Origin of the sequence: Sphingobium sp. SCG-1 (assembly GCF_002953135.1) — a bacterium.
Classification (GTDB): domain Bacteria; phylum Pseudomonadota; class Alphaproteobacteria; order Sphingomonadales; family Sphingomonadaceae; genus Sphingobium.
This window is the reverse complement of sequence record NZ_CP026372.1, coordinates 4,101,481-4,127,142: the sequence shown is the minus strand read 5'-3', so window position 1 is coordinate 4,127,142 and position 25,662 is coordinate 4,101,481. Positions and strand designations below refer to the sequence as shown.

Here is a 25,662-nt window from a genome sequence, read left to right as displayed (position 1 = left end):
GCCCTTCGACAAGCTCAGGGCGAACGGACCTTCGGGGTGGAAGTTTCCCGCCCCGCTTGCCCATTGCCGCGCCCGCAAGTAAAGCCCGCCGCATGAGCCAGCCGCTGATCATCGCTATTCCCAAGGGCCGCATCCTCGAAGAGGCGCTGCCGTTGCTGGCGCGCGTGGGGATCGAGCCGGAGGCGGACTTCCATAATGGCAAGAGCCGCGCGCTGCGGTTCGCGACCAATCAGGCGAATGTCTCGATTATCCGGGTGCGCGCGTTCGACGTAGCGACCTTCGTGGCGCATGGTGCGGCGCAGATCGGGATCGTGGGGTCCGACGTGGTCGAGGAATTCAACTATTCCGAACTCTATGCGCCGGTAGACCTGGATATCGGACATTGCCGTTTGTCGGTAGCGGAGCCTGCAGGACTGGCGGCGGAGAATGAGGCGGCGCTGAGCCATGTCCGCGTCGCGACCAAATATCCGCACCTGACGCGCAAACATTATGAGGCGCAGGGTATTCAGGCGGAGTGCGTGAAGCTGAACGGCGCGATGGAATTGGCACCGTCGCTTGGGCTGTCGCGACGGATCGTCGATCTCGTGTCGTCGGGTGACACATTGCGGGCCAATGGACTGGTCGAGACCAGCATCATCATGCAGATTTCCGCGCGGCTGATCGTCAATCGCGCGGCGTTCAAGATGCGCTCGAGCGAACTGGTGCCGCTGGTGGAAGCGTTCCGCCGTGCCGTGGGCGTGCGCGATGCCGCTTAGACTGGACAGCCGCGCGCCTGGTTTCGCGGAGGCTTTCAAGGCGCTGGTGAATGCGCGCCGGGAGGCCGACGAGGATGTGTCGCGCGATGTCTCCGCGATCCTGAAGCGCGTTCGGGGCGAGGGTGATGTCGCGCTGGCGGACTACACGCAGCGGTTCGACCGGCACGACCTGGAGGCGAGCGGCTGGGCCGTGACGGCGGCGGAGCGGAAAGCGGCGCTGGCGGGAATTTCGAGCGAGTTGCGCGACGCGCTGGAACTCGCGGCGGACCGGATTGCGACTTATCACGCCACGCAGAAGCCGCAGGATAGCGATGGCGTGGACGCGGCGGGCGTGCGTCTGGGCGCGCGGTGGCGGCCTGTGGATGCGGCGGGGCTATATGTGCCCGGTGGGCGTGCGGCCTATCCCAGTTCGCTGCTGATGAACGTGATCCCTGCCAAAGTCGCGGGCGTAGAGCGGATCGCGATGGTGACGCCGACGCCTGACGGGATCATCAACCCGATGGTGCTAGCGGCGGCGGAGATTGCCGGGATCGGCGAGATATGGCGCGTCGGCGGGGCGCAGGCGGTTGCGGCGCTCGCCTATGGCACGGAGCGGATCGCGCCGGTGGATGTGATCGTCGGCCCCGGCAATGCCTGGGTCGCAGAGGCCAAGCGGCAGCTGTATGGCGTCGTCGGCATCGATATGGTGGCGGGGCCATCGGAGATTTTGGTGGTCGCTGATGGCAAGAACGATCCGGAATGGATCGCCGCCGATCTGCTCAGCCAATCGGAGCATGATCCGACCAGCCAGTCGATCCTGCTGACTGACGATGCGGCGTTTGCCGATGCCGTCGCGGCGGCTGTGGAGCGGCAGATACCGGCGCTCGCCACCTCCGCCGTGGCGCGGGCGAGTTGGGACGCCAATGGCGCGATCATCCTGCTGCCCGACCTTGCCGCGTCGATCCCGCTCGTAAATGCGCTGGCAGCCGAGCATCTGGAATTGGCGGTCGATGATCCCGATGCCCTGTTCGCGCAGGTGCACCATGCCGGGTCGGTGTTCCTTGGCCGCATGACGCCCGAAGCGGTGGGTGATTATGTCGCCGGGCCGAACCATGTGCTTCCAACCGGACGCCGCGCGCGGTTCTCATCTGGGCTGTCGGTACTCGATTTCATGAAGCGAACCAGCTTCATTGCGCTGGATCATGCGGCGATCGGCGCCATCGGTCCGGCGGCGGTCGCGCTGGCGAATGCGGAGGGTCTGCCTGCCCATGCCGCATCCGTGGCGCTCCGGCTTAACACATCCCGGCATATTTGAAGGAACACGACCATGCCCCTTTCTCTCTATCAGGCGACGGTTCCGTCCTACATTCAGATCGTGGGTTCGATGCTGCGTCTAGTCGGCAAAGCGGAGGAATTTTGTGCGGAAAAGGGCCTGCCTGCCGACGATATTCTGAATGCATGCCTTGCGGAAGACATGCTGCCTTTCGCCTATCAGGTGAAGTCAGTGACGGTGCATTCGATCAACGCGATCAATGCGGTCTACACTGGCAGCTTCGGCCCCGATATGACGCCGCCGCCAAGCAGCTTCGAAGGATTGAAGGCGCAGTTGGAGGCAACACTAGCGGCGTTGCAGGCGATTGCGCCTGCGGATATTGACGCCGTGGTCGGGCGCGACATGGTGTTCGCATTGGGGGAGCGTCGCCTGGAATTTACCGCGGAGAACTTCCTCCTGTCCTTCTCGCAACCTAATTTCTATTTTCACGCGACGACCGCCTATGACATTTTGCGGAGCAAGGGCATGGCCATCGGCAAACGCGATTTCATCGGCGCTCTGCGATTGAAGCCGGCGGCATGAACGAGCGCGCGCAATCCCGGTCCGCTGCGCGGCTTGCCGCTGTGCAGGCGCTGTATCAGCTTGAGATGGAACCCAAGCCGTTGCCGCTGCTGCTGCATGAATTTCATGAGCACCGGCTGGGCAAGACCATCGAAGAGGTGGAATATGCCGCCGCCGAGCAGACGTTCTTCGACGATATCGTGACGGGCGTCGATGCGCGGCGCGATGAGATCGACGGGCTGATTGCGGGTAAGTTGTCGTCCGGGTGGAGCCTTGATCGGTTGGACAAGCCGATGCGGCAGATATTGCGCGCGGGCACGTACGAACTGCTGGCGCGGATCGATGTCGGCACCGGTACCGTCATCAGCGAATATGTCGATGTGGCACATGCGTTTTACGACAAACGCGAATCGGGCTTTGTGAACGGCCTGCTGGATGCCGTCGCCAAGGTGGCGCGCCCTTGATGTGAGCGGCGAGGCGGCGTTCATCGATTTGCTGAGGGCGCTGGCGACCGATCCGGCGGCGCGGGGATTGCAGGACGATGCGGCAGTGCTGGCGATTGGCGGTACGCGGCTGGTGCTGACGAGCGATACGCTGGTCGAGGGCGTGCATTTCCTGAGCAGCGATCCTGCGGACAGCGTCGGGTGGAAACTTGCGGCGGTGAACCTGTCCGACCTTGCGTCGAAAGGCGCGCGGCCGGTGGGTTGCCTGATGAACTATGCGCTGTCGGGGGATGCCCGATGGGATGCGGCGTTTCTTGAAGGGTTGGGCGCGGCGCTGGAGCGGTTCGGGATGCCGCTCATCGGGGGCGATACGGTGGCGATGCCGGACGGTGCGCCGCGTAGTTTCACGCTGACCGCAATTGGCGAGGCGACGACTACGGTGGTGCCATCGCGTGTTGGCGCAAAGGCAGGCGACATTCTGTATGTCACCGGCCCGGTGGGTGACAGCGGTGCGGGGTTGAAGCTGCTGCAGGCGCGCGAAGAGCAGCCTGCGTTCCTGATCGAAGCCTATCGACGCCCGCAACCGCGCGTCGCAGAGGGGCAGGCCCTGGCGGCGCACGTCACCGCCATGATGGATATCTCGGACGGGCTGCTGATCGATGCGTCGCGGCTGGCGGCGGCGAGTGGCTTGGCCGTTACGATCGAGGCCATTCCATTGTCCCATGCTTTCCTTGCGCTTCACGGGCGCACTGCGCAGATCGATGCGGCGACGAGCGGCGATGATTACGAACTGCTGTTCGCCGCGCCAGAGGATGCGGTTCTGCCTGCCCCCGCTATCGCAGTAGGGCGGCTTTCGCAGGGGCAAGGATTGTGCCTTATCCTCGATGGCCGGACGGTGCCGTTGCCCGATCGGATCGGCTATCAACATCATAGGTAGGTTAACGCCACTTCAGCACGCTTGACCTCGCGCGCTTCCGCGATAGTCTCGCCCCCAGAATACATGTTGCCGATCAGGATTAGCGCCATGCCGTTGCGCCGCCGATTGCCAGCCCTGACCCAGCGACCGGATGCGTCCATCCCCGGCCTGCTCCCCCAGTCATGTCGCCCATTTCCCTGCGGAGCGTGCATGATCGGAAAATAGACAAGGGAGAGGATCAATAATGACAATAGTTTACATCGCCATAGGGTGCGGCCTGCTGGCCGTGCTGTACGGCATCATCACTGCCAGGCAGGTGCTAAGCGCCTCGCCGGGCAACGCCAAGATGCAGGAAATCGCCGCCGCGATTCAGGAAGGGGCGCAGGCCTATCTGGCGCGGCAATATACGACGATCGCGATTGTGGGCGTGGTCGTCGCGGTGCTGGTCTTCGCATTTCTGGGCGTTACGTCGGCCATCGGCTTTCTGATCGGGGCGGTCCTGTCTGGTCTCGCCGGCTATATCGGCATGAACATTTCGGTGCGCGCGAATGTGCGAACGGCGGAAGCCGCGCGTAATTCGTTGCAGAGCGGCCTCACGGTGGCGTTCCGCGCGGGCGCGATCACAGGGATGCTGGTCGCGGGGCTGGCGCTGCTCGCGATCTCGGTCTTCTTCTGGTATCTGACCGGACCTGCAGGCCATGCGCCTGATGACCGGCTCGTCATCGACAGCCTTGTCGCATTGGCCTTCGGTGCGTCCCTGATTTCGATCTTTGCGCGACTGGGCGGCGGTATTTTTACCAAGGCGGCGGACGTGGGTGCGGATCTGGTCGGTAAAGTGGAGGCGGGAATCCCGGAGGATGATCCACGCAACCCCGCCGTGATCGCAGACAATGTGGGCGACAATGTCGGCGATTGTGCGGGCATGGCGGCGGACTTGTTCGAGACTTATGTGGTGACGGTCGGCGCGACGATGGTGTTGATCGCGCTGCTGATTACCGGCGTCGACAATGCGCAACTGATGCAATTGATGTCGCTGCCGCTGGCAGTGGGTGGCATCTGCATCATCACGTCGATCATCGGCACCTATTTCGTGCGGCTGGGGTCCAGCCAGTCGATCATGGGCGCGCTCTACAAGGGCTTCTGGTGCACGGCGATCCTGTCGATCGGCGCGATCTATTATGTGTGTCGTCAGGTGCTGGGTGACCTGAATGCAGTGTTCGGCGCGGACCTCGACGGGACGGGCGGCTACACCGGCATGGCGCTGTTCTGGTCGATGATGGTCGGTCTGGGCGTGACCGGATTGCTGGTGGTGATCACCGAATATTACACCGGCACCAACTATCGTCCGGTACGCTCCATCGCCAAGGCTTCGGAGACGGGCCATGGCACCAACGTCATTCAGGGGCTGGCGATCAGCCTTGAATCGACCGCGCTGCCGACGCTGGTGATCGTTGTCGGCATCATCATCTCGCATCAACTGGCGGGCCTGATGGGCATTGCCTTTGCGGCGACGGCGATGCTGGCGCTGGCGGGCATGGTCGTGGCACTCGATGCCTATGGTCCGGTGACGGACAATGCGGGCGGTATCGCTGAAATGGCGGGCATGGAGCATGACGTGCGCCAACGCACCGACGCGCTGGACGCCGTGGGCAACACGACCAAAGCAGTGACGAAGGGCTATGCCATCGGGTCGGCGGGGCTGGCGGCGTTGGTGCTGTTCGGCGCCTATACGGAGGACTTGAAGTTCTACAACTCGGCGCTTGGGCTGACCGATGCCGTCGATTTCAGCCTCTCCAATCCGTATGTCATTGTCGGGCTGTTGCTCGGCGCGTTGTTGCCCTATCTCTTCGGGGCAATGGGGATGACGGCGGTGGGCCGTGCCGCGGGCGACGTGGTGAAGGACGTCCGCGCGCAATTTGCCGAGAACAAGGGCATTATGGAGGGCACAAGTAAGCCCGACTATGCCCGCACGGTAGATCTGGTGACCAAGGCCGCGATCAAAGAGATGATCGTGCCAAGCCTGCTGCCCGTGCTGGCGCCGATCGTCGTCTATTTCGTGATTGCGACGGTGGCGGGCGTCTCCAATGGCTTTGCGGCGTTGGGCGCGTTGTTGTTAGGCGTGATCGTGTCGGGGCTGTTCGTCGCGATTTCGATGACGAGCGGCGGCGGCGCGTGGGACAATGCCAAGAAGTTCATCGAGGATGGCAATCACGGTGGCAAGGGTAGCGAAGCGCACAAGGCCGCAGTGACGGGCGATACGGTGGGCGATCCGTATAAGGATACGGCGGGTCCGGCTGTCAATCCGATGATAAAGATCACCAACATCGTCGCGCTGCTGTTGCTTGCGGCATTGGCGCACGGAGCGGTGTAAGACAAGCGGGCGGGGCGGCGGATGCTCGCCCCGCTATCGCGTTGGCAGGGACGATAACGCACCCTGTGTAACGCGGGATGACCTTATCCCGCCTGCGTGTTGCTGTTCTTGGCAGCATCTTCCCGCGCGCGTGCGCTGCGGGATCAGCTTGCGGGCAACTAGACCGACATACCGCCCATGGGCTACCGGGACACCTGTCGATACGGGTGCCTGACATGATATGTCAGCCATAGCAACACGCGGTTCTATCAAGTGACGTTCAATCTTGCCGAGCATCCAGTGCGAGATGGCCGTGGCGGCTATCGATGGGATGGCCAGGACTGATTCGGGGTGACATCCACCGCTTCGCAGGCAACTCGGATCCTACCCTGATGTGTTGCGAGCCGCAACGTTCTGCAATCCGGCGGATCAGGCGCGGGCGAGTTGCCTGCGCGCCGCCTGCAATTTGCGATGGTCGCTGTAGAGCCGTCCAAGCAATCGCGCCGGACTGTAATCGGCTACCGCATCCGCAACCTGCTCGGTCGTCACCGCGCCTTGTGCGATACGTTCGCGCATGTCGCACAGCCGTTCCGCCATCCGGACGATCTGATCGGGGCCGCGCGGCACCAGATAGCCGCTACGCTCGTCATGAATGACCGCTTCGAGTTGCGGAAGATGTAGCGCCACCACCGGGCGTCCGGAAGCGAGGAACTCCATCACCGATCGCGGCATCCCCTCGAAATCCGATGTCAACAACCCGACGTGCAACTTTGCGAGGATCGCCGCCAAACCTTCCGTGTCCTGCCGCCCATGCAAAACGGTGCAGTCGCGGATTGCATCGAACTCCGAAAACCGCTCGACATCGCCGTCACCTACATAATGAAAGACAAGGCCAGGGCACATCCGGCGCGCCTGCGCGATCACCTGAAACATGATGTCGGGACGCTTGAAGTCATCCATCCGGCCAGTGTAGCCGACATGCAGCGCATCATCGATCAGCGGCGGTATCGGCGTGGTCTTGAATATCTGTGGATTGGCCCAGGTCGGCAACGTCCCGATCTTCTCGGCATGTTGGGGATAGGTCGTCTTCAATCGCGCCGACAGATCGTCATTCACGCAATAGAAGCTGTAGGCGCGCGACAGCGAGAAACGCTCCGACAAATCCTTGATCCACCAAAAACGCTTGAGGAGCGAACTCATCTGCTTGCCCTTGACCATACCGTCGTGGAGCATCTGTACGCTCGGAACGCCGAAGGCCGCACCAAGCGGCGCAAGCTCGATCCGACGCAGGTCAATGGAATAGCCCCCTTTGCGCAGAATGCTGCGGAGTGCGAAATAATTGCGTAGGCACGCCAGGGTGAACCGCATCGTCACGGCGTCCGACAGCTTTCGGGCGTAAACGTTCGTCTCCGTTTCAGGCAGTTTCATCACCGGGAAGAAGGAGATGGTCCGCCCACGGAATGAAATTTGCGTGACCTTGCCAAGTTCCAGATCGCCGAAGCCGTCGACCCCGATCAGCAGCAGGTTCATGTCGTCGGGATGATAGGTGATGTAATCCCTCACGAAAGTCTCAATGCCGCCCACCTTGCCGCCACGAGGATCGAAAGGATGAATGAGCGCGACGTTGAGTTGATCGGCACGCGACTTGTCGAACGTATCACGGTCCATGATCGCTGAATTCATGTAGTAGGCCTACCCGTTCCGTGCTGTTGGCATCTTGTCCTTGCGGGCGATTTCCGCCGCGCAACGCTAATCCGTGCGGAGACGTTGCCTTCATATTGTGCATCGCACAAGACACAACTTAAGTTAGGGTGGCGGCAAAACGCAGATACCGCACGCTATGACGCAACAATACGCGTTAACTATATAATTCACATCAGGAAGTTGAAGGCGGTAGCATGGGTTCACGCACTTCCGGACCTCGCCTGAAAGCTGTTCGTCTCTCGAGGGTATCCCCGCGCTGCGTCAAGGCGAACATCATCACCAGCGCTTGGCTGAGGAGCAGCGACTTGGATCCTAGAGAAAGGGACCCGACCGTCACGATCATGAAAAGCACGGCTATATAGAAGGCAGAGCGGTCGAGATTGCGCGCGGTTCCGAACAGCAGGGTCGGAAGCGCGAGCATCATCGGGATCGTTGCCAGCAGTCCGTATGTCACGGTTAGCGCGATCCACGACACTTCGAAGCCTGCCGGAGAATTGACGAAGGTCAGGAATGTCGTTCGCTGCGTCACGTTGATGCCGGTCAGAAGCTGGTCCATATCCAACATGCTGAGCACCTGCATCGCGCCGTCGCGTGTTTGCGAACTGCCCTTGTCATTCGTGAACCGGTCAAGGGTCGCGTCGATGAATGGTATTGGCAGGAAGACCAGGAACACGCCGGCCGCTATGATGAGGAGAGGCATCAGGCGTTGCGCCATTCCGATCCTCGGTCCGCCTGCGCTCTGGCGAGTGATGACGCTGCTGAGCAGGACCACGGCCGCTGTGAACACCAATGCCGAGCGGCCACCATAGGCGAACATGGCAAGGGCATGCAGAAGTATCTCGGCTACGCGAATGCCCGGCCGCGTTTTCGTCTGCGTACCGGTGGCGAGATAGACGATGAGCGTTCCCGTAAGCAGCGCCGCATTGAGCGGGTGGCCCAGCATGGCTGCGGCGCGATCCTGACTTGTGAATTTGTCGAGGAAGCTTGGGATAAAGCGGAAGCCGACGACGCGCTCGACGAGGCCCATTAGCGAGTTGAAGACAAAGAAAACCCGAAGCGCCAGTCCGATCTTCCCAAGATCAGGCGCGCTGATGACGGAGAAGCAGACGATCAACAGCGCTGGCGTCAGGAACGTGTCCAGAATGGCGGACAGCTCGCCTTCGTTCTTGCCCGCCATGGTAATGAATATGGCTCTGCCAAGCAGTATGAATGTCGCCAGCAGAAAGATCAGGAACCGCGGTGTCCGGACGACGCTCCAGGAGCGCCTCTGACCGAAGAACAACGAAACCCCTGCGCCGATCAGGAACAGGTAGAAGGAAGGATGGATCTTGGTGACGATCGACCCGCCCCCGGTCGTGTAGGGCCATCCGATGAGGTTGAGCAGCGGTGCGTTGAACAGGAAAAGCAGGGTCGTACCAGCAACTACAACATAATAAGTCAGCTGATACATTCAGACCCTCATTCGCGATTGCCCGACTCTTCGGCGCCACACCGGTCAGGACCGGCCGGAACCTGTGATAGTCGGAGGCTGGATAGTGGCTTTCCCGGATCGTGGCAACGTGAAAGCAGGAGTTCTTAGCCAGTGGGGGCGCTTCGATATTGTGATGTGTTTTTAGCGATGCCGCTGGAAAGATACTGTATTTTCATTTCTTTCGCATAGTAAAACGGTCATGATAATCTCTGAAGTCGACGAAACGATAATAGTGCGTGGCATAGGTTCGCGTGCTCTTGCCGCACGTCAGCGTCTCATGTATCCCCCAAGCCTAATAAGAGTTTTCACTGGCTCAAATGCAATCCTTATCGAAGCCTCAGGACCAGACGGCGTTTTCGATTATCGATCTGCCGCGACCCGGAAGATGTTGAATTGACTGGATCAATGGACGGTTTACTTGACCAGAGCGTGAAGGTGTTGGCCGTTGCTTCGGGCGGCGGCCATTGGGAGCAACTTATGCTTCTTCGCTCCGCACTAGACAAATTCGACGTCATCTACGGCACCACCACCGTGGGACTCGCCGAGCGTGATGGCCTTGGCGACGTTGTGTACCTTCCCGATTGCAACCGCAGTTCGATCAACCAGGCGATAAAGTGCCTTATCGAATGCTGGCGTCTGGTGCGTAAGACCAGGCCGAACGTCGTCATCACGACCGGCGCTCTGCCGGGCCTGTTCTGTCTGGTCATCGGACGGGTGAATGGCGCCCGAACGGTCTGGATCGACAGCCTCGCCAACTTTGAAAAGCCCTCTATGAGCGGCCAGTTCGCGCGTTACTTCTCAACGCTGTGGCTGACGCAGTGGGAAAACCTCGCCCGTCCCAAAGGTCCGCATTATTATGGCGGGCTGTTTTGATCCTCGTCACGGTCGGAACCCAGCTACCGTTCGACAGGCTGATCGAGATCGTCGACGAGGCGGCGCCGGGTATCGGGCAGCCGATTCTCGCGCAGACGGGCCGTGGCCAATATGTGCCGCGCAATATCGAATGGCGGCAGATGATCGACCCGGTCGAGTTCTCCGATATTCTCGCTCGCGTCAGCCTGATCGTCGCACATGCCGGAATCGGTACTTTGCTGATGGCGCAGAAGCATCAGAAGCCGATCATCGTTTTCCCGCGGCGCGCTTCCTTGGGCGAGCATCGCAACGAACATCAGCTCGCGACCGTCAAGGCGCTCGAAACGCGGCAGGGCATCTATGTTGCGTGGACGGCGGAGGATGTGGTGCGCCTCCTCGGGCAGACTTTGGTGCCGCCGTTGCCGAGTTCCACTGATTACGGCAAGGTGCAGTTGCTCGACAAAATTTCCTCCTTCATTGGCGGCAAGAGTAAAAAGCGCGAGTCGTCGCATCATAGGCCGGGGCTTGCTGGGTCCGGCGAGCATCGCTGATCGGCGTGATGTGGATTTCTGCTGAAGAACGCCTGATGCACGCCCTTTTGTTTCCGCTTCAGCGTTAACGATAGCAGTTTGACTTGCCGCAATGCAGTATGCACTAGGGCACAAATCGGAGGGGTTCTGACGGACATGCAAGGCGGGGACGTGGCAATTCTTGCGGATAGCCGCCCCATTCCATCGTTTGCGTGTCATGATATTTCAGCACCGCAATCCATCGTTCTTGGCAACTCTCCAGCCGCAGCGACATGACAGCCACATCACCAGATCGTCCGAGGCGGCGCGTGGCTATTGTCCTGTCCGACGGGCTATCCGTTCAGGGCGGCATCGGCCGCGTCATGACGTACCTCAAACGGGAGATCGATGCCCATGTGCCGGACATCGCCCTGACCGTCCATCCGGCGCGCCTGACTGACCGGCCTGTCCTCAAACATGCCACAGTTCCCTTTGCACTCGCGCTTTTCGCTACTCGCGCCGTGCTCGGTCGCGTGGAGATAGCGCACATCAACGTCGCTCCGCGTGGATCGACGTGGCGCAAGCGGCTGTTCGCGCGGCTCGCCCGCTTGCTTGGGCAGCGCGTCGTCCTCCATCTGCACGGCAGTGGCTATGACGAGTTCTACGCTGCGCAGGATAGCGCCAAGCAGGATCGAATCCGCAACTTCTTTGCCTCGGCAGACCGCGTGGTGGCGCTCAGCCCCTATTGGACGCGCTTCCTGACCGAGCAGATGGGCATCGCGCCAAGCAAGATCGTCGAGATTCCCAATGGCGTGCCCAACCCGGTCAATCCCCGTACTCTGAAGGCAGGAGAAGCGCCCGTCATCGCCTTCCTTGGCCTGATCGGCCAGCGCAAAGGTACGGACGTCTTGATCGAGGCACTGGCGATGCTTGCTCAGCGCGGGATTTCGTTCCGCGCTATCATCGCGGGCAATGGCGCAGTGGAGGAAGCAGTGGCGCAGGCGAAAGCTTTGGGCATAGCTGATCGCCTCGACTTCCCCGGCTGGATCGGCGAATCGGAAGCCGATGCCGTGTTGAATGGCGCGGACATCTTCGTGCTGCCCTCGCGGGCGGAGAATCAGCCGGTGTCGATCCTGGAAGCCATGGCGCGGGGCGTGCCCGTCATTGCCACGCGTGTAGGCGCGATTCCCGAACAGATAGACGATGGGATAAGCGGCTTGCTGGTCGATCCGGGCAAAGTCGCACCGCTTGCGGATGCTCTCGAACGTCTGATCGTGTCACCGGACGAACGCCAAAGCATGGGGTCTGCGGGGCAGGCCCGTTTCGCTCGCGATTTCTCCGTCGCCGCCTGCGCCCGCCGCTTCGCCGACGTGTATCGATCACTATGACGCCTGGCGGAGGTGCCGCGGCAGGCCATGGCATGACGTACCGGCCGGACATCGACGGATTGCGGGCCATCGCGGTGGCGGCCGTCGTATTCTATCATGCAGCGCTTCCCGGGATGCCCGGCGGATTCGTCGGCGTCGACATATTCTTCGTCATCTCCGGCTTCCTGATCGGCGGCCAGATCTATCGCGAAGGCATGGCGGGCGCGTTCAGCTACGCCTCTTTCTATGCGCGTCGTGCCCGGCGCATCCTGCCAGCGTTCCTTACGCTGATCGCGATATTCTACGTCGTCGGCTTGCTCGCGCTCACGCCGCTGGAACTGAAGGAGCTTGGGAAGGAATCGCTTGCGTCGATCTTCGCGGCATCGAATGTCCTGTTCTACCTCGGCGGCGGCTATTTCGCGCCGGACGCCGACCGCAACCCGCTGCTGATGACATGGTCGCTTGGGGTGGAGGAGCAGTTCTACATCCTCTTTCCCATCATATTGCTGCTTCTGCTGAAACAGCGATGGCTTTCGCCGCTGCGCGCCATCGTGATCCTGTCGGTACTGTCGTTCGCCGGATCGCTGGTGCTGATGGAGGTTAAGCCGACTGCCGCCTTCTATCTCTTGCCGACGCGCGCGTGGGAACTCGGCATCGGCGCGGTACTGGCGATTGCGGGAATTGCGCGCGGGCAGGCAGTCGATGTGGCGGGCCGTGTGGGTGCTGGGCTGGCCGTTGCGTGCTTGGCTGTGCTGGTTTTGGCCATAGCGGCCTATCAGCCTTCGATCGCCTTTCCGGGCTGGTACGTCCTGCTCCCTACTCTTGCCACGACCGCCCTGATCGCCACTCCAAGCACGGTCATCAACCGGCGCATACTCGGCCATCCGGCCATGCAGTTCGTCGGCAAGATTTCCTATAGCTGGTATCTCTGGCACTGGCCGGTCTTCTATCTCAACCGGATCGTAGGCGGACCGGAAGGGGGCCTGCATGGCCTGATTCTCCTCGCGGTCACTTTCGTCATGGCGGTACTCTCTTGGCGCTTTGTCGAGACGCCCCTGCGCCGCCGCGTCCTGCCGCAGTCCACCGTTCTTTGGCGCTACGCATGTGTCGTGATCGCGGTCGCTGTGCCGGGATGGCTGCTCTACAGCAGCGGCGGCTGGATCGGACGCTTGCCCGAACCTGCAGGCGCTATGGCGCTCGACGCGCGAACAGCGCAGGAAGGCGTCTGCCTGGCGCGCTATGGATCGGCGGAGCTTCGCAATATCGAAACCTGCATGTCCTCGGCCGATGGGCGCACGATGGTCGCCGTTCTCGGCGACAGCCATGCAGACGCGATCGCGGCGGGGATCAGGGAACAAGCGGCTGGGTTCGGCCAGAAAACCGCCGTCCTCACCAAGTCCTCCTGCGCTCCGCTACTAGGCTATGCCTTCAGCATCGACGGACGACCCGAACATCACCGTGAATGCATCGCCTACCAGGCACGCGCTTTCGATACCGTGGCGCGCCGCGCCGATATCCGGACGGTGGTGCTGGCCGGATACTGGCAGCAGTTGCAGAACGTGCCGCTGACTGGTTTGCGAGGCGAGACAACGACATTGGAAAAGGCGCTTCACCAGACCGTCGCCCATCTACAGGCGAAGGGGAAAAAGGTGGTGCTGCTACAGGACGTCCCCAGCTTCGGCAGCGACCCCTATGCGCTGACGATCGGTTCCCACTTGCCGGTGCGAGTCGTGCTGACGAAGCTGATGGCGGGAGAGGTAAGCCAATATGGCAATGCCGCCCCCGATCCGGACTCAAGCCGTGCGGTCATCGCCGGTTTAGCCACTACGGGCGTCACGCTTTGGGATCCTCACCGCGCCTTGTGCACGGGTGCAACATGCCGGTTCGCTACTGATCGGGAGCTGTTTTACTCGGATGGCCAGCATCTCACGGTTAGTGGCGCGCGCGCTGCGACGCGCGGACTGAACCTGCGCTGATCGCTTACGACTGTACGTCAGCCCCGATTGCGGCGGCGATTCTGTTCGATGAGGGCGCGCCGACTCGGTTCCACACCAGCGGGTCTCGCGTCGATTGCACGCGCAGCCAGTTATAACGCACCTTCGACCAGGGCAGCACATGCGGTGAGATGCTGTCGAGCACCATGTCTCCGGAAGAGAGGCGCGCCACCAGCACGACATGCATCCCATAGCCTTTGAGGTAGGCGGCGGCATAGAATAGCCTGTCCGCCGCGAACCCGGCCTCGACCAGCCGCATCCGCTTCTCGATCGCATAATCCTCGCAATCGCCGACGAGATCGGACCCACGACCAGGCCGGCTCCAGAATTCACTGGTGCCTTTGGCGCGATAGTCGTCCACTGGACTGATGGCGCGATTGACTTGCGAATTGATCGCTTTGACGAGCGTCAGTTCGGCATTCGGCTCCGACACAACAACTGCTGCGGCGAGTGTGCGGCCCGAAGCGCGCTCATCCCATCCGCCACGGCAAAGCGCCGCATCTCGCGCGCACATTTCCACAAAACCTGAAGGCGCATCGGCCACGTCGCCGGCCGGGATAAAGGCAGGCGCGGCGTCGCGGGCGCTGGCGGGCACAGCCTGCGCGAACGCCATGGAGGCGATGAATGTGGTTATGGCAATTCGACACGTGCTCGTCATGCAATACTCCGCGTTCCCGCGAAGGTGATGGCACGACGGCTTCCATCATTCGGTGAAGCAACAGGCTTAACCGGGCACTAACTATGGTTCTGGACCAGTTGGCGCTTAACGCGTGCGTTCGGCAATCAGGTTGCGCCAGTCCATACGCTTGGCGATCGCCACGACGCCGCCTCGGCTGAGATGGCCATGGTCGGCGTAGAGGATCGTATTCCCCCACCGCGTGTCGCATATGCCCTCATGGCAAAGGGTGCCGTCGAGAGAGATGACCGGCACGATGCCACGTGCCTGCACGGCCCGGAGAAAGCCGTTCACTTCGGCACGACGACGCGCATAGTTCGCAGTCGAGAAGGTGCAGTCGCGGCTGGAGGCCACTACCGGCTTGCCCTGCATGTGGCGCAACTGGCAGCGGCTGAAGTCGACATCGATCGACGGTGGCGGTGCGATGAGCACGACCTTCCGGCCGAGGCCGCGGATCATCTCCACAGTTCGCCCAAGCGCCGCCAGCACTGGCCCCGGCCCTTGCGGCAGTTCGGCAAATTGTTCGCCGCGTCGCTCCAGCATTCTCCATTTCTTGCCCGGTTCGGGCGCGAGGTAGGGTATCAGAATGGAGGACAGCACCACGGTCTTAACCTGGGGGTTGCCTCTCAGATAGGCGGCCACGCTGTCATTGAAGCCAATGCAGCCTTTCGCCCATAGCGGCGGGGCGATGCCATTATCCACAGGCGAGAGGCCGAGAAATGGCCCGCACATACTCATCGTCGACTGCACCACGCCCGCGGGCGCGGCTTCGCGCACGCCATCGACGAGGTGCATGGCGAAGGAGTCGCCCCATACCAATGTGTCTGCCGTGGCGGCACTGACGCAGGCGGGCGTCGGATCGAAGGGGCCGCGAAACACGCATTGTTCGGACAGGCCGAAGTTCGGCGCATGATCCTGCGCACCGGCCTGAGGCGCGGCCCTGTGCCAGAGGACACTGGCTGAGATCACGATCAGCGGAACCGCAAGCATTAAGGCGATGCTCCGCCGGTTGATCGCCATGTGGCGGAGCGGCTGTTCCACCATCCGATATTGCAATTCCGCCAGAACGAAGCACAGCGCCAGCAGACCGAGCCGGACGGGCAGGGGCACCGGCCCGATGAACACATTATTGGCAAAGGCGAACAGCGGCCAGTGGACCAGATAGAGCGAATAGGAACGATCGCCGATCAGTGACGCGACATGGCCGATCCCTCGCCCCTGCCATTGCGCGCCGGGTATCATCAACAAGCCGGTCGCCACGCAGACAATGGCTGCGGGCAGTCCGGGATGGCCGCTCTCGTCAAACACCATCGCGACCACGAATATAGCGGCCACGCCAAGGATGCGCAGAACCGTCAATGGTGCGGCGGTGACGATCCGGCGATTGATGAGGATCGCGACGATACCGCCCAATCCCAGCTCCCATGCTCGGGTCGGCAGCATGTAGAAGGTGGCGGACGGCGCGCGCTGGAGCAGATAGACGCAGGCGGCACCGCTCAGCGCCGTCAATCCGATCATAGCCACTAGCCGCAGTCGCTTCGGCGTGAGCAGCAGCATCAGCGGCAGCCCCAGATAATATTGCTCTTCCACGGCGAGCGACCACATGTGGAGGAGCGGCTTCAATTCCGCGCCGGTCGAGAAATAATCGGACTGCCGCCACAGCACGACATTGACGACAAAGCCGAACGCTCCGGCGAGTTGCTTGACGAACGCCCCATATTCCACGCTGTCGAGCAGCCATGGCGCAGCCAACGCGGTCGCGGTCAGCGTGGCGTAAGCGGCAGGGAACAGACGCCGGATGCGGCGCGCGTAGAAATCGCGCAGGGTGAAGCTGCTGGCGGTCAGGCGTCCGTCGATCAGGCCCGCCATCAGGAAGCCGGAAATCACGAAGAACAAGTCGACACCCAGGAATCCGCCGGGAAATCCGGGGAGCCGCGCATGATGGACGAGGACCAGCAGGATCGCGACGGCGCGCAGTCCCTGTATGTCTTCGCGCCTTTGCTTGGGGATGGCTGCGGCTACGTCGGATTGCGCGCGCATCAGGGCTTCGCCCCTGCGGGTTGCCACCGCCGCGCCTCACGCCACGTCCACGCCGCAAAGACGACCTCGCCGATGAAGGTGCCCATGATCGACCAGAGAGGACCAAAGGCCAGCAGTAGGATCAGCACGCCCAGCAGGGAGAAGGCACAGGATATGACCGAAGCGAACGCCAGTGGACGGAACGCACCGCCCGCCTGCAACAGGCTGCTTTCCGGCGCGCGGGCGAATCGCACCGCGATGACCAGTAGCCACAGACATGCGCCCGTTATCAGTGACTCCAGCGGATAATGGGCCGGGAACAGCAGGCGCGGGGCGAACAGCAGCAGCGCGGCCGTCGCTATTCCGGTGCCTGCCCAGACGAAGGCCAGCATCCCTCGGAACCCGCCGATCATGCGCCGCGCCGCGGCCACGTCACCTGCGCCAACGGACCGCGCCATCTGCGCCCGTTCAAATTCCGACAGCGCGTTCACCGCGACATTGCACGGGCGGATGAGCAGCGCCGTGGCCGCGATCGGCGCGAAGGCAGCGGGGCCGAACAGCGCCGTCACCAGATACACTTGGCTGTTCGCGGTCACTTCGGTCGTCACGACGCCAAGCAGGGACCAGGAGGCGTGTTGCCGCCATGTGCCGGCATAATGGCGCAGGTCTGACAAGCGCCAGCCGAAGAACTGCGCGTGGAGAAAATCACGCCCCAGCGGCAGGAAGCCGATCAGGATGGCGAGCAGCAGGATCGCGAAGCTCATCGTCATCGACACCTGGCCCGTCCCCATCACGATCCCCAGCGATGCGACAAGCGCGAGCGCGTAGATCATATCCGACGCCATGGCTCTGACGGGCTTCCCGCTAGCATAAGCGTGCGTGCGCCCGACCCACCGCACCAGCGTTGCGGCGGTATAGAAACTGAAGGTGAAGTTGACGCCTGATGGCAGTTTCATGACCCAGCCGATGGCGGCCAGCGGCACCGCCGCCAGAACCGCGAGTACAAGGCTCAGCCCCAATATCGCGGCCTTCCGGGCGGCAACCTCGCCCGTTCCATGGGTCATCACGATAAGCAATGGCGCACAAAACAACGCGCCCCAAATCCCTTGCATCAATTGCGCGGTGACCAGCAGGAAGGAAAAACTGCCGAAGTCTCTCGCCCCGAGCATCCGGAGCAGCAGCAGCGAGAGCAGGAACTGCGCGCCTGCCGAGGCCACCGGGCCTGCCGACGCCAGCGCATATCGCCTGATCTGCTCCACCCCCTTGCCGCCGATCAGGGCGTGCGCGGAACGGCGGCGCGTCGCGATCGGGTGAAGCGGCTGCTTTCCATGTTCATGATCGCGGCGATAGCGAACATCAGGAACACCTCGGGAATGGCATCTCGGTCGAACAATGTGCTCTCGGTCGCGTTGTGGCCGATGCAGAAGAACAGGATAGACGCCATCAGCGCATTGCGCTGCGCATTGACGTCCGCGCGGGACAGCAATGTGAACACCGGGATCACGACGGTCGCGGCAAGGATCAGGATCAGTCCCGGCACGCCCACCGTCGCCAGCAAATCGAGAAACCCGTTATGCCCAGTCGCGACTTCGGTCACCCAACCGGTCGCATAGCGATAGATCGGCCCCTGCGGCCCGATGTTCCAGAAGGAACCGAAACCGGACCCGAGCCATGGATGATCGCTCCAGTAACTCGTCAGCGCTTTCCAGATCAGCGGCCGCCCGGTGAAGGAGCGCTCGTCCGTGAAGTTGCCTGCCAGGGGGTCTTTGTAGAGATAGGCGGCGATGGCCGCGCCCATCCCGGCAAGGCAGGTCAGGATGATGATGAAGTTGCGGCCCTTGCCCTTGTAGTACAGGAACAGCGATCCGATCGCGAGCGCGCTCACCACCATGCCCGCCGATGTCTTGGAGCCGGATCGATAGAGGAAGTAGCTCGCAGCGGCGATGACGATGACTCGCAGTGCCATCGGTATCCGGCGCGCATCGAACACGAACATCAGGATCAGCAGCGCCACGGTCGGGCCTGCGAAATTCTTGTGGGTCATGATCCCGCGCCAGTCGCCGATAAGCCCCTTGTCCGCTGGCTCATTGACGGAATGGACGCCGATGTCGGGAAACAGGATCGATACCGCGATGTTTATCAGCAGCAGCGCCACCAGCAGCACGCGCGCGATCATCAGCGGTTGATCGACGCCGATCCTGCGGACGATAGCGAAGATGCTCCAGATGATCGTGGTCGTCAGGAACGCACGGCGCAACGCGATCCCCGGATCGAGCGCCCATGCAATGCTGAGCCACACCCAGCCAAGTGCGACGGCGATAGCCACCGGCACCACCAGCAGACCCTTGGGATCGGCTATGGGGCGGCTGCTGTAGAGGGCGAGCAGGAAAACGGTGAGATAGCCCGCTTGCCGTACCGGACTTCCTTCGCCGGTGCCGGGCAGGCCGCTGTAGGACATGAACGGGCCGAGCAGGCAGAAGATCACAAGGATCACCCATGCCAGCAGCATCGGGCCACGCCGAACCGGAGCGGACATGCGCGTTTCGGGCGCGGTCTGATCGTTTGTGAACAGCTTCATGTTCAGCCTGCGGATTCGACAGCGGGCATCACAGGCCGCTCTGCATGTCGGATGAGGGGCGTGGTGAGGGCGACATATTGCTTGATAAGCTGATCGAAGGTAGCCTCGCGAGCCAGTTTCAACGCCCGCTCGCTCCAAAGCTTGCGCTGCTCAGGATCGTCGAGAATCGACACTATCGCACGCGCCAGCCCGGCATCGTCGTCCAGATCGACGGCAATGCCGCACCGCGTCCCATCCTTCGCCGTAATCGCCTCGACCTGGCTTGGCACGTTGGAGACGACCAGCGGCAGACCCAGCTTTGCGGCCTCAATCAGCGCCAGGCTGTGCCCTTCGAACAGGCTGACCTGCACGAATACATCGCCCATCGAGAGCAGCTTCAGCGCGTCCTCTCGATCACGATTGCCGAGCAGGTGCATCCGGTCCGTCAGGCCAAGATCGACGATCATGGCGCGCAATTCGTCTTCATCCGCTCCACAGCCAAGGACGTCGGCTTCCACATCCTGCGTAAGCGCCATGGCGCGGATGAGCATTTGATGGTTCTTGGGCCATTCCAGTCGTCCGCTAACGACGATCTTGCGCGTCTGCGGGCGGTCCAGCGCCTCAAGCCTCAGCCGTTCCAGCAGATCCTCGATCCGCGGGGGAATGGCATTGTGAATCGTCGCGCGCTTTGCCCTATAGGCGGCAGGCTTGTCATCCAGTGTCGCGTTCACAGAGTTGGACACGCTGACGACGGCCGCAACGTTCCTTGCGCTGCCGGTAAACCGATCGAGCACGTTCAGCCCCGGCTTGTAGACGTTCGCGGGAGAATGATGAGAAATGATGACGCGCGTGCGCGGGCTGAAGATCCGCGCGAAAAAGGGCACCAGCACATTGGCCGCGGGCATCGAGGAGATGATGACTTCGGGCTTTTCGCGCATCATCCACAAGGCAAGGTCACGCACCAGCCGGAATTTCCCGCTGATTCCCGCAGGCGTTCCTGGGATGACATAGGACCAGCCGAGAATGTTCGTCGGCGGCTCTATGATCGAGGGCAGCGGATACAGTCCCACAAGCTGCGCCTTGAAGCCCAGTTCGTGGAACCCCTCGGCGAGGTTTGTCCAGATTTCGCGAACGCCGCCATGTGCGTGCGACGCAAAAAACACAACAGACCTGCCCGGCACCAACGTCCTCCAAGGTGTCGAAACTGTTCGACGGCCCAGTAAGCGATTCATCGCGAAACTTCCTGGCGGTTTATCTGGAACCAAAGTGGATTAAGATTTCGCCGTTACGCAGGATATCGCGAAACTTTGAGTGCGATAAAAATCGCTTAAGTGCAAGGCCGCTACTAAGTATTTACCCTGAATTCGTCTTAAAAAGAGACTGCCGGGCAACAGCGCTATTCATCCGGTCCGGTAGTAATCCTTATACCACCGCGCGAAACGATCGAGACCTTCGGCCAGCATCACCTTGGGTTTGTAGCCCGTCAGCGCGTGAAGCTTCGACACGTCAGCATAGGTCGCCGTCACGTCTCCAGGTTGCATCGGGCGCATGATCTTCTCGGCCTTATGCCCGATGGCCGTTTCGAGCGTCTCGATCATCTCCATCAGCCCGACCGGATGGCTGTCGCCGATGTTCAGCACGCGATGCTCTCCGGCGTCAGGCACATTGTCGAGAGCGCCGACGATCCCATCGACGATGTCGTCGATATAGGTGAAGTCGCGCGCCATCTTGCCTTCGCCATAGACTTCGATGGGTTCGCCGTTCAGGATCTTCTTCGTGAAACCGAAATAGGCCATGTCGGGACGGCCCCATGGGCCATAGACGGTAAAGAACCGCAGGCCAGTCTGCGGAAAACCGTACAGCGCCGCATAGGATTGGCTCATCAGTTCGCAGGAGCGTTTCGTCGCGGCGTAGAGCGACACGGGGCTGGTGGCTGGCTCGTCTTCGGTGAAGCCCGCGCCGCCCATCGGCTTGTCGCCATAAACGGAGCTTGAGGAGGCATAGACCAGATGTTCGAAGCCTTCCGCGTGGCGGCAGGCTTCCATGATAGCCAGATGCCCCGCCAGGTTCGACTTCTGATAGGCGAACGGGTTGTCGATGCTGTAGCGGACCCCGGCCTGCGCGGCGAGGTGGACGACCCGCGTCACCTTGTTGTCGCGGATCAGCGCCGCAACGCCTTCCGCGTCGGACACGTCCATCCGGTGAAAGCTGAATTCACGCCGCCCATTGAAGGTCGAGAGCCGCGCTTCTTTCAGCGAGGTCTCATAATAGTCATTCACATTGTCGATGCCGATCACCGTCTCGCCACGCTCCAGCAACCGATGCGCGGTAGCGTGGCCGATGAACCCGGCGGTGCCGGTGACGAGGATGGGCGAGGTCATGTGTATCGTCCCGGAAATGGAAGGGCAGGAGAGTAGCGAATCGAGGTGATCGCTGTGCAGAGGTTCAGGCACCCTGCGGCAGGTGCAATCCTGATACGGTCCATTTCGGTAGCCCCCGCGCCCCTGTTCCTCGCTGCGCCGCAACATAGCGATGCAGCCTCATAACTCAACCTCGATCACAAACCCGTTTCACATACGGATTGTCGCCTTGATTCGCTGCGCGATCCTCAAAAGGCGTTACGATGAACCACAACCCCCAGCGTGCGGGCAAGAATGACCAACTCCCGCCCCAGCGTCCAGCTTTCGATATATTCCAGGTCCGCGCCAAGCCGGTTAATGAGATCGTCAGGCACTTCGGTCGCGCCGCGATAGCCCCGTACCTGCGCCAGGCCGGTGATGCCGGGCTTCAGCGAATGACGCATCCAGTATTTGTGATCGACTTCCCAGAACAGTTGATTGCCCGCCATTGAACCAAGCGCGTGGGGGCGCGGCCCGACCAGGCTCATGTCGCCGATCAGGACGTTGAAAAGCTGCGGAAGCTCGTCGATGCTGGTGGAGCGGATGAACTTGCCGATGCGCGTCACGCGATCATCGTCGCGGGATGCCGACCGATTGCCTGCGCCATCCGACGTTTCTACGCGCATGCTGCGGAACTTCATGATCTTGAACATGCGATTTCCGCGCCCGATGCGGTTCTGCTTGAACAGGATCGGACCGGGACTGTCCAAACGAATCGCGATCGCGACGACCAGCAGGAGCGGCGTTAATGCGATGATCGCCGGGACCGTCAGTAACAGATCAAGCGCACGCTTCTTGGCGCGATTCGAAGTGCTCAACGGGCCGCGCGACACAATATGCGTATCGTGTCCGTCGAAGAGGCCGATGCCTACCACACCCGTAGAATCGAATTCCGGCGCGACGATCTCGCCGTTGATGTTCGCGCCGCGGAGCAGCATCGTCCAGCGTGTCCGTCGTTCTGCGGTGCAGGCCACGACCACGCGCTCGAAGCCATCGACAAGCAGACCGAGCCGTTGAAGCATCTCGGGATTGCCGAGATCGGGTTCAAATCCGATGGCGCGGGTCGAGACCACATGGCGCACTTTGGGGCACTCAATCTCCACGTCATCGACGATCAGCAATTCATTGATCGGCGCGCCATCCAGCCGCGTGGCGGCATAGCGGCAAAAGGCGAAGCGGAGGCTGACGAGGAAGATCGCGGAGAGGGCCGCGCCTGCGCCAAAGGTGAGGCGCGAAACGGTTTCGGCGGCACGGATAGCGAACAGGAAGAAGATGACCGTGATGACGGCATATAGCAGGGCGGTCAGCGCCTTGGACGCATTCACTCGCGGCGTCAGCAGCGCCGTGCTGCTATAGGTCTCGCCCTGTATCGCATAGCCGATGTAGACCGGAATCAGCATGTTAGAGAGACGCAGGCCGGACAATGCGCCGGCATCAAGGCGGATCAGGCCGACCAGGAAGAAGGCCACCGCGATCGCGATGCTGTCCAGCGCGATCAGTTCCGCATAGAGGCTGATCCTGCGCAGGCGCTTCTCCGCAGGTTTCACCGCTATGATGGATCCGGACTGCTCCATCCGATATGGGGCATTCATCGCTCGACCTCAGACTTTCACTATGGCCAATCGGCCGGGCGCGACTTCTACATGAGAATTACTAAATTTATGCGGCCTGAACAACCCCATGTTGCAGTGCGGCAAAGTCGCTGGTGTAGATCGGTGCCAAAATGGACCAGATTCCGCCATGTGCCAACGGCGCAGGAGTAGAGGTCAAGTCGGCAATTAAGGGCGAATCACCAGGGGGTAAATTACAGGTGCCGCGGCAGGGTCTGCGAATCTGAATCACAGCTTGCGTGCACGGAAAACCACATCGTCCAGCGCGTGCCGCTCCCTTAAACTGGCATCTATGCCGCTGGCCGCAATCAGGTCGAGGGCGAACCCGGCGTTCCTGATCCGGTCTGCGAAGTCGGGACCATATTGCCGAATATGATCCCATTGGCCAAAGCGCCGCTCGCGCTCGCGCTGCGACATGCCGCCATGTCCATCTTCGGTAGGCCGGTCCCACAGCGGGACGATCAGCCAAGCCTCGCCACCCGGTTTCAGCGCGGCGAACATGTTGGCAAGCACCTGCGCGTCGTCGTCGACATGCTCCATGACGTGACTGGCGTAAATTATGTCGTAATTCTCCGGAGCGTCGAACTGCATCAGGTCGAGCCTGACGACACCTTTTAGTGCATATACTTCAGGATAAAGATCGGCGGGTACATAGTCCGTCGTTTGCGCGGAGAAGCGCTTCACCAGACCGGCTTCATTCGGGGCGATATGAAGAACGCGACCGCCTGCGGGAACTTTCAGCACGCCGCTGTCGAGCAGATACGCCACAAGGCGCTGACGCGGCGAAGCACCGCATGCCGGGCATCCCCACCGCGCATTGTCGCCATAGCGGAAGAAGCCGACGACGTTCTGTCCACAAGCCGTGCAGTTGTAGCGCGCCTTTGCGCCCATCGCCGCGCGCAGTTTCAGCGTGGCGAGCGAAGCCCATTTGATGGCAGCCTTGGACGCGCGTCGAAAGGTAATCACGTCATTCTCCGAACAGGTGCCGCGCCTCTAGCCGCGAACGCCGACAGACTCGAGTATTTTCATGGACCTCAGTCGCGGGACTTCGCCGGTGCCCATGTCTGATAAGTCCTGCCCCGCATCGCGTCGATCACGCCGAGGAACGTCGCGCCGATGGAGAGAAGGATTTCCGTGACCGGCGAGAGGAGAGGCACGCGGGCCACTCGTCCGATGAGCAGCGCCAGCACGCCCGCGATCCACAATGCTCCGGCAATCCACGGCAGACCGGCAGCGAGGAATGCCAGCGTCGTGCTGATAAGCGCGATCAGCAGGACTGGCGCGCCGAACCAGCGCAGCAGCTTGTGCGAGACATATTTGTAGATGTCGATCGCCGGGAAATGCCGCACGATCTGCGGCCAGAGATGGCGGTGGGTATTGAATGCGCGGCAGGCGATGCGGCGTTTGCGCCGGAACTCGTCGCGTGCATCGGTCGTCGTCTTCTCGAAAGCGAGAACGTCCGGCGCGCTGATGAGGCGTTGCCCATGAAACAGCACGCTTATCGAGGCGGTCATGTCATCGAGCAGGTGCGGCGGCACGTCCGGATATAGCGCTCGGCGAGTCGCGAAGATCGACCCGTCCGCGCCCATCATCGATCCGCAACGCGATTCGAGCGCCTTGATCTTCTCCTCCAGCCGCCAGTACAGCCCGCCGACGCTGGCCGTCACGCCGTCCGCTTCATTGATGTAGCGCAAGGTGCCGGACACTCCGCCGATCGCGGGATCGCGGAAATACTCGAGCAGGCGCGCGACGGATGCGGGATCGAGGATAACGTTTGCGTCGGTGAAGATACAGATATCGCTATCTGCCTGCGCCACCATCCGCCGCATTCCCGTCGCCTTGCCCGTTCGTTCGGTAGATGGCACCAGCGTCAGCAGGTCGGGGCGGGACAGAAGCATCTCCCGCGTCCCGTCCGTGCTCATATCGGAATAGGCAAGCACCGCGATATCGGAATGCAACGCCCTGATCTCCTCGATATTGTGGAGCTTGGCCGGAAGCGTGCGCTCTTCGTTATAGGCGGAGAACAGCATGGTCGCGCTGGGCGTCCGCGCGGTGGCATCCTTTCGGACAGGCCGCGCGCGCATCAACCGCAATGACAGCGGAAACGTGACATAGGGATGCAGGAACAGCCCGAAGCACGCGATGGCGACGATGATGTAAACGGGGATCACCCTTGCGCCCAAAGCACGACCAGCCCGGAGCGGCAAGTGGCTCCGGGCTGGTCCTG

General features: G+C 61.7%; 22 protein-coding genes. 10 read left to right on the top strand and 12 right to left on the bottom strand.

What is annotated here, in order from left to right; genetic code table 11:
* The first annotated feature begins 92 nt into the window (after positions 1-92).
* From hisG to thiL, 5 genes are read left to right on the top strand one after another with little or no spacing between them, the layout of a single operon-like run.
* The gene (gene hisG / locus C1T17_RS19010) at positions 93-755 is read left to right on the top strand and encodes an ATP phosphoribosyltransferase (RefSeq protein WP_104954784.1); all 663 of its coding nucleotides are present in this window, start codon (positions 93-95) and stop codon (positions 753-755) included.
* Complete coding sequence (gene hisD / locus C1T17_RS19005; RefSeq protein WP_104954783.1) at positions 745-2,049, top strand: histidinol dehydrogenase; 1,305 nt, start codon at positions 745-747, stop codon at positions 2,047-2,049. Before hisG ends, hisD begins: the two co-directional genes overlap by 11 nt.
* 12 nt (positions 2,050-2,061) lie before the next feature.
* Complete coding sequence (locus C1T17_RS19000; RefSeq protein WP_104954782.1) at positions 2,062-2,589, top strand: DUF1993 family protein; 528 nt, start codon at positions 2,062-2,064, stop codon at positions 2,587-2,589.
* A complete protein-coding gene (nusB, locus tag C1T17_RS18995; protein ID WP_104954781.1) occupies positions 2,586-3,032 on the top strand; it encodes a transcription antitermination factor NusB in 447 nt (148 codons plus the stop codon). Before C1T17_RS19000 ends, nusB begins: the two co-directional genes overlap by 4 nt.
* A gap of 1 nt (position 3,033) precedes the next feature.
* Positions 3,034-3,948 (top strand): thiamine-phosphate kinase, encoded by a 915-nt coding sequence (gene thiL / locus C1T17_RS18990; RefSeq protein WP_104954780.1) that lies wholly within the window; start codon positions 3,034-3,036, stop codon positions 3,946-3,948.
* Here thiL and C1T17_RS21440 read toward each other — a convergent pair.
* Positions 3,939-4,088 carry a hypothetical protein gene (locus C1T17_RS21440; protein ID WP_189338434.1) on the bottom strand — a complete coding sequence of 50 codons (150 nt, stop codon included), beginning with the start codon at positions 4,086-4,088 and terminating at the stop codon, positions 3,939-3,941. The two genes, thiL and C1T17_RS21440, sit on opposite strands and share 10 nt — an antisense overlap.
* 83 nt (positions 4,089-4,171) lie before the next feature.
* Between C1T17_RS21440 and C1T17_RS18985 the strand changes: the two genes are divergently transcribed.
* Complete coding sequence (locus tag C1T17_RS18985) at positions 4,172-6,298, top strand: sodium-translocating pyrophosphatase (RefSeq protein WP_104954779.1); 2,127 nt, start codon at positions 4,172-4,174, stop codon at positions 6,296-6,298.
* Positions 6,299-6,706: 408 nt separating this feature from the next.
* Here C1T17_RS18985 and C1T17_RS18980 read toward each other — a convergent pair whose 3' ends face one another.
* Positions 6,707-7,960: a glycosyltransferase family 4 protein gene (locus C1T17_RS18980; protein ID WP_104954778.1), complete on the bottom strand. Its 1,254-nt coding sequence runs from the start codon at positions 7,958-7,960 to the stop codon at positions 6,707-6,709.
* A 193-nt stretch (positions 7,961-8,153) separates the two neighbouring features.
* On the bottom strand, positions 8,154-9,431 hold the full coding sequence (locus tag C1T17_RS18975; protein ID WP_104954777.1) for a VpsF family polysaccharide biosynthesis protein: 1,278 nt from the start codon (positions 9,429-9,431) through the stop codon (positions 8,154-8,156).
* Between the two features lie 426 nt (positions 9,432-9,857).
* Here C1T17_RS18975 and C1T17_RS18970 point away from each other — a divergent pair, with 426 nt between their 5' ends.
* The 4 genes from C1T17_RS18970 to C1T17_RS18955 all read left to right on the top strand — a co-directional run bounded on the left by C1T17_RS18970 (position 9,858) and on the right by C1T17_RS18955 (position 14,156).
* A complete protein-coding gene (locus C1T17_RS18970; RefSeq protein ID WP_104954776.1) occupies positions 9,858-10,325 on the top strand; it encodes a glucuronosyltransferase in 468 nt (155 codons plus the stop codon).
* Positions 10,322-10,855 carry a glycosyltransferase gene (locus tag C1T17_RS18965; protein ID WP_189338433.1) on the top strand — a complete coding sequence of 178 codons (534 nt, stop codon included), beginning with the start codon at positions 10,322-10,324 and terminating at the stop codon, positions 10,853-10,855. The genes C1T17_RS18970 and C1T17_RS18965 overlap by 4 nt, the downstream gene beginning before the upstream one ends.
* Before the next feature lie 287 nt (positions 10,856-11,142).
* A complete protein-coding gene (locus C1T17_RS18960; protein WP_189338432.1) occupies positions 11,143-12,201 on the top strand; it encodes a glycosyltransferase family 4 protein in 1,059 nt (352 codons plus the stop codon).
* A gap of 32 nt (positions 12,202-12,233) precedes the next feature.
* Positions 12,234-14,156, top strand: coding sequence for an acyltransferase family protein (locus C1T17_RS18955; protein WP_189338431.1), 1,923 nt, complete (start codon positions 12,234-12,236; stop codon positions 14,154-14,156).
* 4 nt (positions 14,157-14,160) lie between these two features.
* On the opposite strand, the gene C1T17_RS18950 is transcribed toward C1T17_RS18955, so the two are convergent.
* From C1T17_RS18950 to C1T17_RS18910, 9 genes are all read right to left on the bottom strand, one after another.
* On the bottom strand, positions 14,161-14,787 hold the full coding sequence (locus tag C1T17_RS18950) for a transglutaminase-like cysteine peptidase (protein WP_189338430.1): 627 nt from the start codon (positions 14,785-14,787) through the stop codon (positions 14,161-14,163).
* Between the two features lie 150 nt (positions 14,788-14,937).
* Positions 14,938-16,917: an acyltransferase family protein gene (locus C1T17_RS18945; protein ID WP_145959036.1), complete on the bottom strand. Its 1,980-nt coding sequence runs from the start codon at positions 16,915-16,917 to the stop codon at positions 14,938-14,940.
* Positions 16,890-18,128 carry a hypothetical protein gene (locus tag C1T17_RS18940; RefSeq protein WP_104954770.1) on the bottom strand — a complete coding sequence of 413 codons (1,239 nt, stop codon included), beginning with the start codon at positions 18,126-18,128 and terminating at the stop codon, positions 16,890-16,892. The genes C1T17_RS18945 and C1T17_RS18940 overlap by 28 nt, the downstream gene beginning before the upstream one ends.
* A gap of 14 nt (positions 18,129-18,142) precedes the next feature.
* A complete protein-coding gene (locus tag C1T17_RS18935) occupies positions 18,143-19,447 on the bottom strand; it encodes an O-antigen ligase family protein (RefSeq protein WP_104954769.1) in 1,305 nt (434 codons plus the stop codon).
* 2 nt (positions 19,448-19,449) lie between these two features.
* Complete coding sequence (locus tag C1T17_RS18930; protein WP_189338429.1) at positions 19,450-20,607, bottom strand: glycosyltransferase family 4 protein; 1,158 nt, start codon at positions 20,605-20,607, stop codon at positions 19,450-19,452.
* A 219-nt stretch (positions 20,608-20,826) separates the two neighbouring features.
* Positions 20,827-21,807 (bottom strand): SDR family NAD(P)-dependent oxidoreductase, encoded by a 981-nt coding sequence (locus C1T17_RS18925; RefSeq protein WP_104954767.1) that lies wholly within the window; start codon positions 21,805-21,807, stop codon positions 20,827-20,829.
* A gap of 227 nt (positions 21,808-22,034) precedes the next feature.
* Positions 22,035-23,417, bottom strand: a complete 1,383-nt coding sequence (locus C1T17_RS18920; protein ID WP_223262703.1) for a sugar transferase — start codon at positions 23,415-23,417, stop codon at positions 22,035-22,037.
* A 246-nt stretch (positions 23,418-23,663) separates the two neighbouring features.
* Complete coding sequence (locus C1T17_RS18915; RefSeq protein WP_104954765.1) at positions 23,664-24,401, bottom strand: class I SAM-dependent methyltransferase; 738 nt, start codon at positions 24,399-24,401, stop codon at positions 23,664-23,666.
* Between the two features lie 68 nt (positions 24,402-24,469).
* On the bottom strand, positions 24,470-25,606 hold the full coding sequence (locus C1T17_RS18910) for a glycosyltransferase (RefSeq protein WP_104954764.1): 1,137 nt from the start codon (positions 25,604-25,606) through the stop codon (positions 24,470-24,472).
* Between the last annotated feature and the right edge of the window lie 56 nt (positions 25,607-25,662).